The organism is Streptomyces sp. NRRL F-5755, from assembly GCF_001279365.1.
Lineage (GTDB): Bacteria > Actinomycetota > Actinomycetes > Streptomycetales > Streptomycetaceae > Streptomyces > Streptomyces rimosus.
The window spans coordinates 20,635-35,555 of the sequence record NZ_LGCW01000184.1; the positions used below are offsets into that span (position 1 = coordinate 20,635).

Consider the following 14,921-nt stretch of genomic DNA (forward strand, 5'->3'; position numbering starts at 1 on the left):
CCGCCGGGAGCCCCGGTCACTCCCACACCGCGGTCAGCTCCAGCGCCGCGTCGCGCACGTCGGGCACCGGATGGCGGCGCAGCAGCCGCAGGCGGGCGCGCCAGGGGGCTGCCCATTCGGTGCGGGTGCCGCCGAAGGCGGTGAGGGCGACGGCGAACAGGCCCGCCGCGTGTCCGCCGTCCTCGGTCAGGGCACGGGCGGCGGTCTCGGCCGCCGTGGTGCGGTCCGGGGCGTGCTCGCCCTTGAGGCGGCGGAGGAGGGTGTCGGCGGTGCGCCGGGCGAGTGCGGGCCGGTCCGTGTGGAGCCGGGCGAGGCGGGTGAGTTGGGCGGTCATCTGCTCGGCGCCGGCGTCGAGGTCCAGGGCGCAGGACAGAACGCGGACGGCGTACGGGACGAAGTCCGGGCAACCGGCGAGGAGTTGGCCGACCGCCAGGGCACTGGTCCGTAGCGCGGGCTCCCGAAGGCGGCATGCGTCCAGCCGGCCGGTGAGGTATCCGAGCCGCTGCCGCGCGGGGCGGTCGCGGCGGGATTCCGCGTCGGGTGTGCCGGGCCGGGCATCGGCGGCGGCCAGCAGCCGTGCGGCGCGGGCCAGCGGGTCTTCCGCCGTGGCGGACCCGTGCGGTACGGGGCCGCCGGGGCCGTGGCCCGGCAGCGGGCCTTCCGCGGCGAGCACGAGGAGCGCGTCGGCGGCTTCCTGCCAGGTGGCGCGGTTGTCCAGGTCGGTGAGGACCAGCACCAGCAGGCCCGCCGCGTCCGGCGCCCAGCGGGACCAGGCGCCCAGGGCCCGGTACGCCTCCCCCGCCAGCTCGGCGTCGTCCGTCTCGCACACGGCGCGGACCAGCCCGGCGTAGCGGGCGCGATGCTGCTCCGGCAGGTCCAGCGGCCGTACGCGCAGCACCGCCTGGCGGTCCCCGCGCGGGCCGCGCGCCGCTTCCGACAGCAGGCCCCAGGCGCCCTCGTCGGCGAGCAGTCCGGTCGCGGCCGTCGCACAGGCGGCGCGCACGTCGCGGTGCTGTTCCGGCTGGTGGTAGGCCCGTACCAGCAGTTCGGCGGCGTCCGGCACGGGCAGCCGGGCCGCGGCCAGCCGGGCGGCCTCCTTCTTGCTCGTCACCTTGGGCTGCGGCCCGGCGGCATTCCGGCCGGGCGCGGTCTCGCCGGGGACGAGCATGGCACGGAGCGCCGTCGCCAGGCGGGAAGGGGCCGTGTACCGCGCCGCGGTGCCCGCCGCGCACACCGCGACCCGGGCCCGGTCGCCGCCCGCGTGCGTGAGGAGTTCCGGCAGGGCTTCGTCCGGCCGGTCGGTCCGCGCCAGGGCGGCGAGGGCCGCTTCCGCCAGTGGCACGTCCGGGTGCGTGACGCAGCGGCGTACGAGGGCGGTGCCGCGGCCGGGGAGGCGGGCGGCGTCGGCGATCGCGGCGGCGCGTTCGTACGGGCGCAGCCGTGTATCGGCGACGGCGCGCTCCAACAGCCGTGCGGCGGCGCCCTGTTGGCGGGCCGTCCAGCGGTGGGCGCGGCCGGCCACCGGCGGTGTCCAGTGGGTGGCGGGGGTCAGGAACCGGCCGTACGGAGGGGTGCCGAGGACCAGGTGCAGCAGGTCCGTGCGGCGGCGCGTGATGAGGTCGAGTACGGGCAGCAGCACGGCTGCCGAGGCGTCCAGTTCCAGGATTTCGGCGAGCCGTGCGTCGCGTGGGGCAGGCGGCTCCAGCCACAGGCCGACGGCCGTGCGGACTGCCCCGTCCCCGCCCGTGCGGACGGCGCGGCGCAGCAGGTCCTGAAGGCCGGGCACACCGTGGGCGCGGCGGCCGAGCGCATACGTGAGCGCGAACGCCGGCCCGAAGTCGGCGCGTTCGGCCCGCGCCTCCAGCCAGGGGCGGAGGGCCGCGAAGACCTGGTGTTCCTGGCCGTGACGGAGGGTGCGGTCGAGGCGGCCAAGGGTGGTGCCGGTGCTCCCGGCGAGGCGGGTGAGGGTGCGCAGCGCCCAGCCGGTCAGCTCCCGCTGTCCGGACGCCGCGTGCTCGCGCAGCAGCGAAACGGCGAGGCGGCTCAGCGCGTCGCGGGTGGCGGCCGAGGCGTCGCGGGCCTCGTCGGCATCCGTGGCGAGGCGTTCCAGGGCGTCCGCGGCGGCGTCGGTGAACAGCGCCGGGCGGACCTCGGCGAGCGCGTCGAGCGCGGTCCGGCGCACCGGATCCTGCTCATTGCGCAGCCGGGTGAGCCCGTCGGCGAGCAGGGCGGTGATCTCGTCCGGGTCGCCGGACCGGGCCGCGTTGCCGATCAGCAGCGGGTAGGCGGTGGCCCGGTCCTCGGCGGCGGGGCGGCGGACGGCGGCGAGCAGGTCCGCGCGGGCCTCCGCGACGGGCAGGTACGCGACGGCCTCCAGGACGGCGGACCAGTGGGCGCCGTCCTCGCGCAGCAGCGCCGCCGCCCGGCGGGCTTCCGCTTCGCGGCGCGCCCGGGGCAGCGCGTCGAGGACGGGCGCGTACGGCAGGACGCGGCCGGTGCCCAGGCCGGCCGTCACCGCGTCGTGGAACGCGCCGCGCCGGGCGGGCGGCAGCGCCCGCAGCAGCCCGGCCAGCGCCATGTCGTCGCCGCGCAACGCCCGCCCCAGCTCGACGAGTTCGGGTGGATCGGCCCGTACGATACGGCGCAGCGCGGAGCGCCCGAACCGTACCGTCCGCGCGGCGTCGCGCCCGGGTTCGAGGAGCAGGCGGAGCGTACGGCCGGGGTCGGCGGCGACCAGTACGTCCAGTCGCAGCAGCAGGGGGCCGGCGAGCGGGCCGCGGCACAGCCGTTCCAGGAGATCGAGCACGCGGTGCGGTTCGCGGTCGGCGGCCACCGTGACGCAGGCCGCGTACCGCTGCCACCAGACGGCGCGCGACGCCTGCGACATCGGCGTCAACTGCCGCTCCGCCTCGGCCAGTACGGCCGCCGGATGCCGCTTGGCCAGGGCACGCGAGGACGCCGCGGCGGCGTGGAACAGCTCGGGCAGCAGCCGCGCGACCGCCTCGGGGCCGCAGCCGGGGAGCAGCCCGGCGGCCTCGGCGTCGCCCCACCGCTCACGCAGCCGCCCGATCAGCCGCTCCGCGAGGGCGGGGCGGCCCCCGGCGACGACCGCCCGGGTCAGCCGCCGCCGCACGTCGGCGGGGGCGTCCGCGTACGCCGCCTCGACGGCCGCGTCCGGCAGCGCTCCGGTGCGTACGGCGCGGAGCGCGTGCGCGCGGACCATGGCGTCGGGGTCGGTGAGGCGGGCGGCGAGGTAGGCGTCGTCACCGGCCACCCGGGCGGCGAAGGCCGCCAGCCGGCGTTCGTACGGACCGCGCGTGTCCCATTCGGCGAGGAGCCCGGCGAGTGTGCCGCGCCCGGCCGCTTCCCGGGCGCGGGCCGCCAGTTCGGCCATGCGCCGGGGGTACGGGAGCGGTTCGAGGGCGGCGAGCAGGGTGTCGGCGTGGGCGGCGGCCGGGTGTCCGGCGTCCGCCGCCTGGTCGTGCGGGTCCGAGGCCATGGGCAGCATCCTCCCTGGCCGTCCCCACCTGCGGTAACCGTTTTCCCGTGGGCGCCCGACCGGCCGCGCGCCGTCGTGTCAGCGCGCGCCCGCCCCGTCGAAGAGCTGGGACAGGTGCATGTCCAGGAGCCGGACGGCCTTTTCGGGAGTGTGCACGTCCAGCAGGATGTACGTCGAGAGCCCGTCGGCCAGGCAGATCAGCACCATCGCCTCGTCGTCGGCGTCCCGCTCCGCCCGCACCTCCCCCTGCTTCATCGCCTTCCGCAGCTGGTCGGCGAAGAGGTCGCGCAGTGCGGGGATGCCCTCCTGGGCGCCGGTGCGCAGCGACGGATCGTGCACGGCCCGGTGGAAGTGGGCCACGCCGACCAGGAAGCCGGTACGGCTCTGCTCGTCCAGGGGCAGCATCCCCACGAGGCAGGCGCGCACGATGTCGTAGGGCGTCGGTTCCCTGCCCAGGGCCTCGATGCTCTCGCGGATGCGCTGCTGGGCGAGGCTCTCGATGTAGCGCAGCGCGAAGAGCAGCATCTCGTCCTTGGTGCGGAAGTAGTGCTGGAGCCGGCCCAGGGACATGCCGGCCTCGGCGGCCACGTCCCGCAGGCTCGCGCCCTCCAGTCCCCGGGTGCTCGCGATCCGCCACAGCGCCTCGGAGATCTCCCGCCGCCGCGCCTCGTGGTCCACCTTCTTCGGCACCTGGCCTCGCCTTCTTTTTTACAAGTCGCTCGTACCGTTATAACGTACCGCTACCCAATACACATGACTTGCCAAGAACGGGGAGCCCACCATGTCCGCACCCGCCACGCCCCTGCTGCGGCCGCCCCGCAACCGGGTCGATCCGCGCGCCCGCCGCTGGTGGACCGTCCAGGCGCTGCTGACGGTCAGCGGTCCCGCACTGCTCACCGCGCTCGCCCTGGCCGTCTGCTCGGTACTGTTCTTCCCGGGCGCCCTGCCCTGGCTCGGACCGCTCCTGCTCGTCGTCCTGGTGCTGCCCGCGATCGGCTACCAGCTGGTCATGCCGCGCCGGCGGTACGCGGTGCACGCCTGGGAGCTGGGCGGCCGGGCGGTCTACGCGGCGAACGGCTGGTTCTGGCAGAAGCGGCGGATCGCGCCGCTGTCGCGGGTGCAGACCGTGGACACCGTGCGCGGCCCGCTCCAGCAGCGCTTCGGGCTGGCGACGGTCACCGTCACCACCGCCTCCACCGCCGGCGACGTGAAGATAGCCGGGCTGTCCGACGCGGACGCCGAGGAGCTGTCGCGCCGCATCGGCGAGGCCGCGCAGGCCGTGCCGGGTGATGCCGCGTGACCGCCACGGCACCGCATGCGCCCGGCGCACCGGCCCGGTGGCACCGGCTGGACCGCCGCACCCTCCTGGTGCACTGCGGCTGGCTGGCCGCGCCGCTCGGCTCCTGGGCGCTGACCGCACTGGCCACCGGCGGCCGGATCACGCCCGGCGCCTGGATCACCCTGACCGCCATCGCGGGCAGCTTCGCGGTCCTCACCGTGATCGGCCTGATCCGCTGGGCCCGTACCGACTACCGCGTCACCCACGACTCCTTCGAGGTGCGCAGCGGGGTGCTGACCCGGCGGCTGCGTTCCGTACCGCTGCACCGCATCCGTACGGTCGATCTGACCGCCTCGCCGCTGCACCGCCTGTTCGGCGTCACCGTCCTGCGGGCCGGTACGGCGGGCTCCTCGGGCGGCGGCGCCGAACTGTCCCTGGAAGCGCTGACGACGGCCGACGCGGAGCGGCTGCGGGCCACGCTGATGGCCCGCGCCGACGCCGCCGCGGCGGCAGAGGACCCGGTCGTCTCCCGCATCAACTGGCGCTGGCTGCGCTACGCGCCGCTCACCTTCTGGGTGATCGGCGGCGTCTTCGCCGCTGCCGGCGGTGTCTACCGCGTCCTGGACGGCGCCGGTATCGAGCCGTGGAAACTGGGCATCGTCCGCAGCGCGTTCGACGAGTTCGGCGCCAGAGCGCTCTGGGTCACGATTCCGCTCGCGCTGCTGGCCGTCCTCGTCCTCGGCACGCTCGGCGCCCTCGCCCTCTACGTCGAGGGCTGGTGGAACTTCCGCCTCGAATGGACCGACGCGCACACGCTGCGGGTACGCCGCGGCCTGTTCACCACGCGGTCGGTGACCATCGAGCGGGCCCGGCTGCGCGGTGCGGTCCTGCGCGAGCCGCTGCTGCTGCGGGCGGGCGGCGGCGCCACCGTCCGCGCGGTCGCGGGCGGGCTGGGCAACAAGGAGGAGAACCGCAAGCGCAGCGTCATCCTGCCGCCCGCGCCGCGCACCGAGGCGGTGCGCACGGCCTCCGGGACGCTGCGCGCCGCATTCCCCGACGCCGGGCTGCGCGCCCATCCGAAGGCGGCGCTGCGACGGCGCCGTACGCGCGGGCTGCTGCTCGTCACACTCCCGGGCACCCTGATCCTGGCGTTCCTGGGCCTGCTGCTGACGCCCGTACTGCTGCACTGCGCCTGGGCGTTCGCGCTGGTGTCGGTGCCGGTGGTGCTGTGGCTGGCCCGGGACGCGTACCGCAATCTGGGGCACGGCATCCAGGGGCGCTACCTCGTCGCGCGTTCCGGCACGTTCAGCCGGGACACCGTCGCGCTCCAGCGCGAGGCCATCGCGGCCTGGACGTTCTCCACCACCCCGTTCAGCAGGCGGACCGGTCTGGTCACCCTCACCGCGGCGGTCGCCGCGGGCGAGGACGGTTACCACGTCCGGGATCTCGCGGCGGACGACGCGCCGGCTCTGGCGGTGGCCGCGGGGCCCGGCATTCTGGAGGAATTCCTCGACCGCGGCGACCACGGCGACCACGTCCCGGCGTACGGCCACGGGAATTCCGGCCCGGGACGGCATCGCAAACCCGTGTCAACCCACACGTTGCACCGGAACCCTGACGACCTGGACATGACATAAATCACACCCCTGTCACGTGCACGGCGCGGGCGGGCACACCGTCCTACTAGGCGTAAGCCTTGTCCCGTTCCGACAGCCGTAAGGGAGCAGCCGCGGTGCCCAGTGTCATCGACCAAGCCGTCCAGGTACGTCTCATCGCGACCGCCCCCGGCTCGCACACGGTGCCCGCGGTCCTCCACTACCACCGGGCCGATCCGCTCGCGGTGCGGATCTCCTTCCCGCCGGAGATCTCCCTGGACGGCGCCGCGGTCGACTGGGCCTTCGCGCGCGAACTGCTCGCCGAGGGGCTGCGGACCCCGGCCGGCACCGGTGACGTGCGGGTGCGGCCGCTGGGTCAGGAGCGCACGGTGCTGGAGTTCCACGTCGAGGACGGCGTCGCGATGGTCCAGGTCCGCACCGACGATCTGCGCCGCTTCCTGGACCGTACGTACCGGTCCGTGCCCGCGGGCCACGAGCAGCAGCACATGGACGTCGACAGCGGCCTGGCGGAACTGCTCGGCGACGCGTGAAAGCCGTGAAAGCGGTGCCGGGCCCCGGCTTCCCGGGGGCCCCGGCACCGCTTCGCCGTCCGCTTCAGCGCTGCGGGAACCCGAATCCGTACCCCTGCTGCTTCATCCACGGCAGCAGCCGCTTGAGCGCCCCGACCGTCTGGCTGCGGTCGCCGCCGCCGTCGTGGAAGAGGACGGTCGGGCCGTTGCGCAGCTCCCGCTTCACCGTGCGCACGATCGCGTCGGTGCCCGGCCGCTCGAAGTCCTTGCTGTCCACGTTCCAGCCCAGCGGCCGCATGCCCCGCTCCGCGGCCACCTTCCTGCTGTACGGGGTGAACGCGCCGCCCGGCGCCCGGTAGTACTCCACCTTCGGGCCGCCCGCCGCCTGCTCGATCATCTGCTGCGCCGGGACTATCTGCTGCGACTGGTAGCTCTCCGGCCGGTGGTCCATGCCGGTGTTGTGGCTCATGGTGTGGTCGCACAGCTTGTGCCCGGCCGCCGCCACCTGCTTCACGAGGTCCGGATGCGCCTTCGCCGACGGGCCGATCATGCAGAAGGTGGCCTTGACGCCGTGCTGCTTCAGCACGGACAGCACCTTCGGGGTCCAGACCGGGTCGGGGCCGTCGTCGATGGTGATGTTCAGGCTCTTTCCGGGCCGGTCGGAGGCGTGCACGATGCTGGAGTCGACCGGGGCCGCCGCCCGCGCCTGCTCGGTGGGCTCGGCATGCGCCTCGGAGGTGGCGCCGGACTGCCCGAAGGTCAGATAGCCCGCCACACCCAGCGACGCCGCCGCCACCGCGGCTCCCCCGATGATCCCGCTCCGCCTGACGTGCCGTGCCATGGTGTATCCCGTCCCTACTGCCGTGCGCGGGCCACCGCGGACATGCGTACGGGCGCCACCGTCGGCGCCGTACGATTCCCCCTGCGGTGCGCTCGCGCGCTTACTGCCTTGCATCACGACAGATGCGAAGAAGTAAGGGCAGGATCCGCCTGTTACCGATCCATCATGAAACTTATTGATACTGGTCCCATGCCCCGAGTACTTCTCATCGAGGACGACGCCGCGGTGCGCGACGGCGTGAGCCTCGCGCTCCGCCGCCGCGGCCACGAGGTGACGGCCGCGGCCAGCGGCGAGGACGGCCTCGACCTGCTCCCCGCCTTCCGCCCCGACATCGTGCTGCTGGACCTGATGCTCCCGGGCAAGGACGGCTTCGAGGTCTGCCGGCGCATCCGCGCCGACCGCCAGCTGCCGATCATCATGCTCACCGCCCGCGGCGACGACCTCGACGTGGTACTCGGGCTGGAGGCCGGCGCCGACGACTACATCGTCAAACCCGCCCGCGGCGAAGTACTGGAAGCCCGCATCCGCGCGGTGCTGCGGCGCACCGCGCTGCCCGCCGACGGCACCGCCGGCCCCGCCGAGCCCGGCCCCGCCCCCGTGGAGACCTACGGCGAACTGGCCGTGGACCGCGCCGGGCTCGTCGTCACCAAGGGCGGCGCCGACCTGCCGCTGGCCCCCTCGGAGATGAAGCTCCTGCTGTTCCTGTCCGCGACGCCCGGACAGGTCTTCAGCCGCCAGCAGCTGCTGGAGCACGTGTGGGAGCACAGCTACCACGGCGACGCGCGCCTGGTGGACGCGTGTGTGATGCGGCTGCGCAACAAGATCGAGGACACTCCGCGCAGCCCCCGGTACGTCCAGACCGTGCGCGGCTTCGGCTACCGCTTCGGCCCCCTGTGAAGCGCCCCCGGCCGGCGGGCGGCACCCGGCGCACGCTGCTGCCGCGTTCGCTGCCGCGCGGCCTGCGGGCCCGGCTCGTCGTCGCGTTCCTGCTGGTCGCCGCGGTCAGCGCGCTGACCACCGCGGCGCTGACCTACCGCGAGGCCCGCAACGCCATCCTCCAGCGCTCCCAGGACACCGCGATCCAGGACCTCAGGGGACAGGTCAATTCGCTCGCGCCGGACCTCGCGGTGCCGCCCACCCGGGAGGACCTGGAGGAGTTCGCCCGGCAGCTGGACCGCTCCGGCCGGGCCCGGGACTGGGACGTCAACGTGCGGTACGAGGGCGTCGCCGATCACGTGCGCAGCTGGCGCCGCCCGGTGGAGGTCCCCGAGGAGCTGCGGGAGTCCGTCGAGAAGCGGCATGTGACCGCATTCCAGCGGGTGGCCGACCGCAACGGCGACCCGTGGCTGCTGATCGGCATGCCGGTGCTCCAGTCGCAGGACGGGAGCCGCAAGGCGTCCCCGCTGTCCGTCTACGCCCAGCTTCCGCTGCGCGCCGAGGAGGCCAACGTCGAGGCGCTGGTGAGCGCCGCGCAGCGCGGTGCCCTGCCGGTGCTCGGGCTGGCCGTGATCCCGGCCCTGCTGGCGGCCCGCGGGGTGCTGCGCCCGGTGCGCGGGCTGCGGCAGGCCGCCGGGCGGATCGCCGAGGGCAAGCTGGAGACCCGGCTGGAGGTCAAGGGCGCCGACGAGCTGGCCGATCTGTCCAGGACGTTCAACGACATGGCCGCCAAGCTGGAGGAGAGCGTCGCGGACCTGCGGCGCATGGAGGCCAACGCGCGGCGGTTCGCCGCCGATGTCTCGCACGAGCTGCGCACGCCGCTGGCGGCGATGAGCGCCGTCACCGACGTGCTCGACGAGGACGCCGACGCGCTCGACCCGGACACCGCCTCCGCGGTCCGTCTGATCAGCCAGGAGACCGGCAAGCTGGCGCGGATGGTGGAGGACCTGATGGAGGTCTCCCGCTTCGACGCCGGGGCCGCGGCGCTGCACCTGGACGAGGTGGACGTCGCCGAGACGATCCGCAAGACGCTCCAGGCCCGCGCCTGGCAGGACCGGGTGGGCACCGAACTGCCGGACGGCGTTCGGGCGCGGCTGGACCCGCGGCGGCTGGACGTCGTGGTGGCCAACCTGGTCGGCAACGCGCTGCACCACGGCGGGGAGCCGGTACGGGTGCTGCTGCGGGCGCCGGAGCCGGGCGACGGGCGGCTGGTGATCCGGATCGTGGACAGCGGCCCCGGCATCGATCCCGAGGTGCTTCCGCACGTCTTCGACCGCTTCTACAAGGCGGACTCCGCGCGCGCCCGCTCCGAGGGCAGCGGGCTGGGCCTGGCCATCGCCATGGAGAACGTGCGGCTGCACGGCGGGACCATCCGGGCCGCCAACTGCCCTGAGGGCGGCGCGGTGTTCACCCTGGAACTGCCGCTGCCCGAGCAGGGCGCGGGCGGTGGTACGGAGCCGCCCGAAGCCTCCGGTGCGGCCGGGGAACCGGTGGACGCGCCCGTGGACGCCGCGGACCGTACGGAGAGCGGCGCGGACGACGGCGGCGACCGCTTGGCGAAGGCCCCGGCGGACGGGCCGCGCGGACGAGGGCCGGCCGCGCCGGCCGGGAAGGCGGACCAGACGTGAACATGCCGAACTCCGCACGCGCCCGGCGGATCGCGCTGGCCGGAGCACTGGCCGGCGTGCTGGGCGGACTGTCCGCGAGCACCCTCACCGGCTGCGGCATCGCGCCCACCGGCGTGATCGACGCGGGCGAACCGGCGTACGGCGTCAAGGCGCCCGGCAAGCCGGTGCCCGACGTGCAGCTGTACTTCCTCGGCCCGGCCGGGCTGCGCGCCGCCAGCCGCCCCGCGAAGGCGGCGGTCGGCCCGGAAGAGGCGATCCGGCTCCTGATGGAGGGCCCCAACGAGGCCGAACGGCAGCGCGGGCTCAGCAACGTCCTGCCGGTGCTGCCCGGCCGGATCACCGCGGACGTACGCGACGACGAGGTCACCCTCCGCCTGCCGATGAACGCCAAGCGCCTCGACACCCCCTCGATGAGCCAGCTGGTGTGCACCGCCGCCAACGCCTCGGTGCCCGGCAGCCGGCACCCCGCGGAAGTCCGGGTGACCCTGGTCGGCGACGGCGTCAAGGTCGGCCCGATGGTGTGCGGCGGCACCAATGCCTTCCCGCTCATCCAGGCCGGCCCGTCGCCCTCCGCCACCCCGGCGGGCTGACGCCGCCCCGCCCGTTTCCCCTACGATCACCCGCGGACATGGGGGGCGTTGGCGGGCCGGGGACATCGGGAGGCGGGCGCGGATGGCCGGTACAGGGGTGTACGACCAGGGGTACGACTACGTCGTCGTCGGCGCCGGCTCCGCGGGCTGTGTGCTCGCGGCCCGGCTGTCCGAGGACCCGTCGGTGCGCGTCGCGCTGGTGGAGGCGGGCGGCCCGGACCGCAAACAGGAGGTCCGCGTCCCGGCGGCCTTCCCCAAGCTCTTCCGGACGCCCTACGACTGGAACTTCACCACCACGCCCCAGGCGGGCCTGCACGGACGCGAACTGTACTGGCCGCGCGGCCGGACCCTGGGCGGCTCCTCCTCGCTCAACGCGATGATGTGGGTGCGCGGCCACCGCGCCGACTACGACGGCTGGGCCGAGACGGCCGGCAAGGAGTGGTCCTGGGACGGGGTGGCCCGCTACTTCCGGCGCGCGGAACGCTGGGCCGGACCGCCCGGCGGCCGGGTGCACGGCACGACGGGGCCGCTGTGGATCTCCCCGGCGCGCGACGCCCACCCGCTGACCGGCGCCTTCCTCGACGCGTGTACGGAGGCCGGACTGCCGCGGCTCGCGGAGCTGAACGGTCCCGACCACAGCGGCTGCGCGCCCACCCCGCTCAACCAGCGGCGCGGACGCCGGTGGAGCGCCGCCGACGGCTATCTGCGCCCGGCGCTGCGCCGTGCGAACCTGCGGGTGGTCACGGGCCAGGAGGTCCGCCGGGTGCTCTTCGAGGACGGCCGGGCGTACGGTGTCGAGCTGCCCGGCGGGCGGCTGCGGGCCCGCCGCGAGGTCGTCCTGTGCGCGGGCGCGATCGGCTCCCCGCAGCTGCTGCTGCGCTCCGGTGTGGGCGACGCCGACCAGCTGGCGGAGGCCGGTGTCGCGCCGGTGGCCGAACTGCCCGCGGTGGGCCGCCACCTCCAGGACCACCTGTCCGTACCGGTCCTGATGCGCACCGCGCTCCCCCGTACCCTCACCGGCGCCGACACCCCCGCGAACATCGCGCGCTACCTGCTGTCCCGCCGCGGCCCGCTCACCTCCAACATCGGGGAGGCCGTCGCCTTCCTGCGCAGCTCCGAGGACCTGCCGGTACCGGACCTGGAGCTGATCTTCGCGCCGGTCCCGTTCGTCCACCACGGCCTGGAGCCGCCGGCCGAGCACGGTGTCACCATCGGCGTGATCCTGCTGCGGCCGGAGAGCCGCGGCCGGATCACCCTGGGCGACGGCCCGGACGCGCCGCCGCGCATCGACCCGGGCTATCTCACGTCCGACGCCGACCTGCGGCGGCTGCTGGCCGGGGTCCGCTTCGCCGAGCGGCTGTACGGGACGAAGGCGCTGGCCCCGCACGTCACGAAGCCGCTGGAGCCGTGGCCGGGCGAGCAGGACGACAAGACGGCCGGGGAGACCGTCCGCGCCCTCGCCGAAACCCTCTACCACCCGGTGGGCACCTGCCGGATGGGCACCGGCGAGGACACCGTGACCGACCCGTGCCTGCGGGTGCGCGGCGTCACCGGACTGCGCGTCGCGGACGCCTCGGTCATGCCGGCCATCACCCGCGGGCACACCCACGCCCCCACCGTGATGATCGCCGAGCGGGCCGCCGACCTGCTGCGCGCCTGACGTGCGCCGCCGCCCGGCGTGTACATGCGCGATCTTCCGGAAAGCCGGACACTGGACCACCCGGGGGCACACCCGGGGACGGCACAGGGAGTGACACCCGCGTACCACGCGTAACGGTTTCCGGAGGGAAGACGGAACGGACGACGGGAGGGCCCGATGACGCAATCCGTGCTCCGCGAACGAACCCGGCGGGGGTTCGGCCGCCTCGTGGACCGCTACCTGGACATGCCCGAGCCGGTCACCTTCGACATCGAATGCGTCCGTGACCTGCGCATTCCCATGCGGGACGGCACCGTGCTGCTCGCCGACCGCTACCGGCCGCGCGGCGCCGGGCCACTGCCGGTGGTGCTGCTGCGCACCCCGTACGGCAAGCACAAGCCGGACATCAAACTGTTCGCGGGCGTGCTGGCCCGGCGCGGCTTCCAGGTCGTGGCGCAGAACGTGCGCGGCGTCTTCGGCTCCGGCGGCGAGTTCCACGCCTTCGTGCACGAGAAGGAGGACGGGCTGGCCACCGCTGCGTGGCTGCGCGAGCGGGCGTGGTGCGACGGCCGGCTGGCCACCGCGGGCGCCAGCTACCTCGGGCACACCGAGTGGGCGATCGGCCCGTACCTGGACCCGCCGCTGGAGGCGATGTGCCTGGGCATCACCACCTCCGCCTTCCCCGCGGCCTTCTATCCCGGCGGGGTGCTGGCGCTGCACAACATGCTGGTGTGGTCCTCCGCCACGGGCACCCAGGAGGAGGCGCCGCTCGGCGGGCTGCTGCCCAATCCGCTGCACGACCGGCGGGTCCAGCGCGCGATGCGGACGCTGCCCGTCGGCGAATCCGACCTGGCCGCGATCGGGCGGCCGGAGCGCTTCCTGCGCGAGGTCAGCGCGCACGCGGAGCCGGACGACACGTACTGGGCGCCCATCGACCACAGTGCGGCGGCGCTGGACATGGCCACGCCGACCAGTATGGTCACCGGCTGGTGGGACATCTTCCTGCCGTGGCAGCTGCGGGACTTCGCGGCGCTGACCGCCGCCGGGCGCCGCTCGCGGATCACGATCGGGCCGTGGGCCCACGACCGCAACGCGCTCAAGGCCACCCTCACCGACCATGTGTCGTGGCTCAGCGCGCAGCTGGCCGGCGATGTGACGCAGCTGCACCAGTCCCCGGTCCGCCTCTACCTCCAACGGGCGGGCCGCTGGCTCGACTTCGACCGGTGGCCGCCGCCGCAGTCCGTACCGACGCCGCTGCGCCTCCAGCCGTCCGGCGGGCTCGACTGGCCGGAGCCGCCGGACAGCACGCCCGACCGCTTCACGTACCACGGCGCCGATCCGACCCCGTCGACCGGCGGGCCGCTGCTGCTGCCGGGCGAGGTCCGGCAGCAGGACAACACGGCCGTCGAACAGCGGCCCGACGTGCTGGTCTTCACCGGCCGGCCGCTCCCCCGCGACCTGGACCTGATCGGCCCGGTGTCGGCCGAGGTGCACGTGCGTACGGACTCCGGGCACGGCGATGTATTCGTACGGCTCTGCGACGTGGACCGGGCCGGGATCTCCCGCAATGTCACCGACGGGATACTGCGCCTGCGCCCCGGCGCGCCGCCCGCGGACGCCGACGGCGTGGTGACGGCCCGGGTGGAGATGCACCCGACGGGCTACCGGTTCCTGCGCGGGCACAGCCTGCGGGTGCAGGTGGCGGGCGGTGCGTTCCCCCGGTACGCGCGCCACCACGGGACCGGTGCGCCGGCCGCCACCGCCGTCGCCTGCCGCCCGATACGGTTCGAGGTCTTCCACGAGCCGGGCCGCCCCTCCGCGGTGGTCCTGCCGCTGATGACCGCGCCGGGTCCGCCCGGCGGGAGTGAACCGGCCTGAGCGCGGTACTCGTCGTCGCGTCCGCGCGCCGCGCGGCCGGCACCGGCGACGGTGCCCCGCCGAGGGCCCTCGGGGCCGAGGAGATGCCATGGGACTGGTCAAAGCGGCCGTCATCGTGCTCGACTGCGCCGAGCCGGAGAAACTGGCGGACTTCTACGCCGACTTCCTGGAAGGCGAGATCCGCACCGAGCACCTGCCCGACCGGGTGGAGGTCGTCGCCAACGGCACCCACATGTCCTTCCGCCGCGATCTGAACATGACGCCGCCGACCTGGCCGCGCCCCGACAGCTCGCTCCAAGCCCATCTGGACCTGCTGGTGGACGAGGCGGACATGGACGCGGCGGAGCGCAAGGCGGTCAGCCTCGGCGCACGCCCGCTGGACACCAAGGACGACACCGGCCCCCGCGAGGTACGGGTCTACTCCGACCCGGCCGGACACCCCTTCTCGCTGCGCTGCTCACTCCGATCGGGCCCGAAGACCGACTGACCCCGCACCGCCCGCCCCG

12 protein-coding genes are annotated in these 14,921 nt (G+C 74.9%); 9 read left to right on the plus strand and 3 right to left on the minus strand.

Annotated elements, in window-relative coordinates; all coding sequences use genetic code 11:
• Window positions 1–16: 16 nt before the first annotated feature.
• Complete coding sequence (locus ADK86_RS16885) at window positions 17–3,499, minus strand: hypothetical protein (protein WP_053697313.1); 3,483 nt, start codon at window positions 3,497–3,499, stop codon at window positions 17–19.
• A 78-nt stretch (window positions 3,500–3,577) separates the two neighbouring features.
• On the minus strand, window positions 3,578–4,189 hold the full coding sequence (locus tag ADK86_RS16890) for a TetR/AcrR family transcriptional regulator (protein ID WP_053697314.1): 612 nt from the start codon (window positions 4,187–4,189) through the stop codon (window positions 3,578–3,580).
• Window positions 4,190–4,280: 91 nt separating this feature from the next.
• On the opposite strand from ADK86_RS16890, the gene ADK86_RS16895 reads away from it, so the two are divergent.
• From ADK86_RS16895 to ADK86_RS16905, 3 genes are all read left to right on the plus strand, one after another.
• Window positions 4,281–4,799 carry a PH domain-containing protein gene (locus tag ADK86_RS16895; protein ID WP_053697315.1) on the plus strand — a complete coding sequence of 173 codons (519 nt, stop codon included), beginning with the start codon at window positions 4,281–4,283 and terminating at the stop codon, window positions 4,797–4,799.
• Window positions 4,796–6,415: a PH domain-containing protein gene (locus ADK86_RS16900; protein WP_053697316.1), complete on the plus strand. Its 1,620-nt coding sequence runs from the start codon at window positions 4,796–4,798 to the stop codon at window positions 6,413–6,415. Before ADK86_RS16895 ends, ADK86_RS16900 begins: the two co-directional genes overlap by 4 nt.
• Before the next feature lie 95 nt (window positions 6,416–6,510).
• Window positions 6,511–6,924 carry an SsgA family sporulation/cell division regulator gene (locus tag ADK86_RS16905; protein WP_053697317.1) on the plus strand — a complete coding sequence of 138 codons (414 nt, stop codon included), beginning with the start codon at window positions 6,511–6,513 and terminating at the stop codon, window positions 6,922–6,924.
• 64 nt (window positions 6,925–6,988) lie between these two features.
• On the opposite strand, the gene ADK86_RS16910 is transcribed toward ADK86_RS16905, so the two are convergent.
• Entirely contained in the window at window positions 6,989–7,744 is a 756-nt protein-coding gene (locus ADK86_RS16910) for a polysaccharide deacetylase family protein (protein WP_053697318.1), read from the minus strand.
• 189 nt (window positions 7,745–7,933) lie between these two features.
• Between ADK86_RS16910 and ADK86_RS16915 the strand changes: the two genes are divergently transcribed.
• The 6 genes from ADK86_RS16915 (at window position 7,934) to ADK86_RS16940 (ending at window position 14,902) form a co-directional block, all read left to right on the plus strand.
• On the plus strand, window positions 7,934–8,641 hold the full coding sequence (locus ADK86_RS16915) for a response regulator transcription factor (protein ID WP_003983685.1): 708 nt from the start codon (window positions 7,934–7,936) through the stop codon (window positions 8,639–8,641).
• On the plus strand, window positions 8,638–10,308 hold the full coding sequence (locus tag ADK86_RS16920) for a sensor histidine kinase (protein ID WP_053697319.1): 1,671 nt from the start codon (window positions 8,638–8,640) through the stop codon (window positions 10,306–10,308). Before ADK86_RS16915 ends, ADK86_RS16920 begins: the two co-directional genes overlap by 4 nt.
• Window positions 10,309–10,310: 2 nt before the next feature.
• Window positions 10,311–10,898, plus strand: a complete 588-nt coding sequence (locus ADK86_RS16925) for a GerMN domain-containing protein (RefSeq protein WP_063789021.1) — start codon at window positions 10,311–10,313, stop codon at window positions 10,896–10,898.
• 82 nt (window positions 10,899–10,980) lie between these two features.
• Complete coding sequence (locus ADK86_RS16930; RefSeq protein WP_053697321.1) at window positions 10,981–12,558, plus strand: GMC family oxidoreductase; 1,578 nt, start codon at window positions 10,981–10,983, stop codon at window positions 12,556–12,558.
• A 156-nt stretch (window positions 12,559–12,714) separates the two neighbouring features.
• Window positions 12,715–14,415 (plus strand): CocE/NonD family hydrolase, encoded by a 1,701-nt coding sequence (locus ADK86_RS16935; protein ID WP_053697322.1) that lies wholly within the window; start codon window positions 12,715–12,717, stop codon window positions 14,413–14,415.
• Window positions 14,416–14,503: 88 nt separating this feature from the next.
• Complete coding sequence (locus ADK86_RS16940; protein ID WP_053697323.1) at window positions 14,504–14,902, plus strand: VOC family protein; 399 nt, start codon at window positions 14,504–14,506, stop codon at window positions 14,900–14,902.
• Window positions 14,903–14,921: the final 19 nt, after the last annotated feature.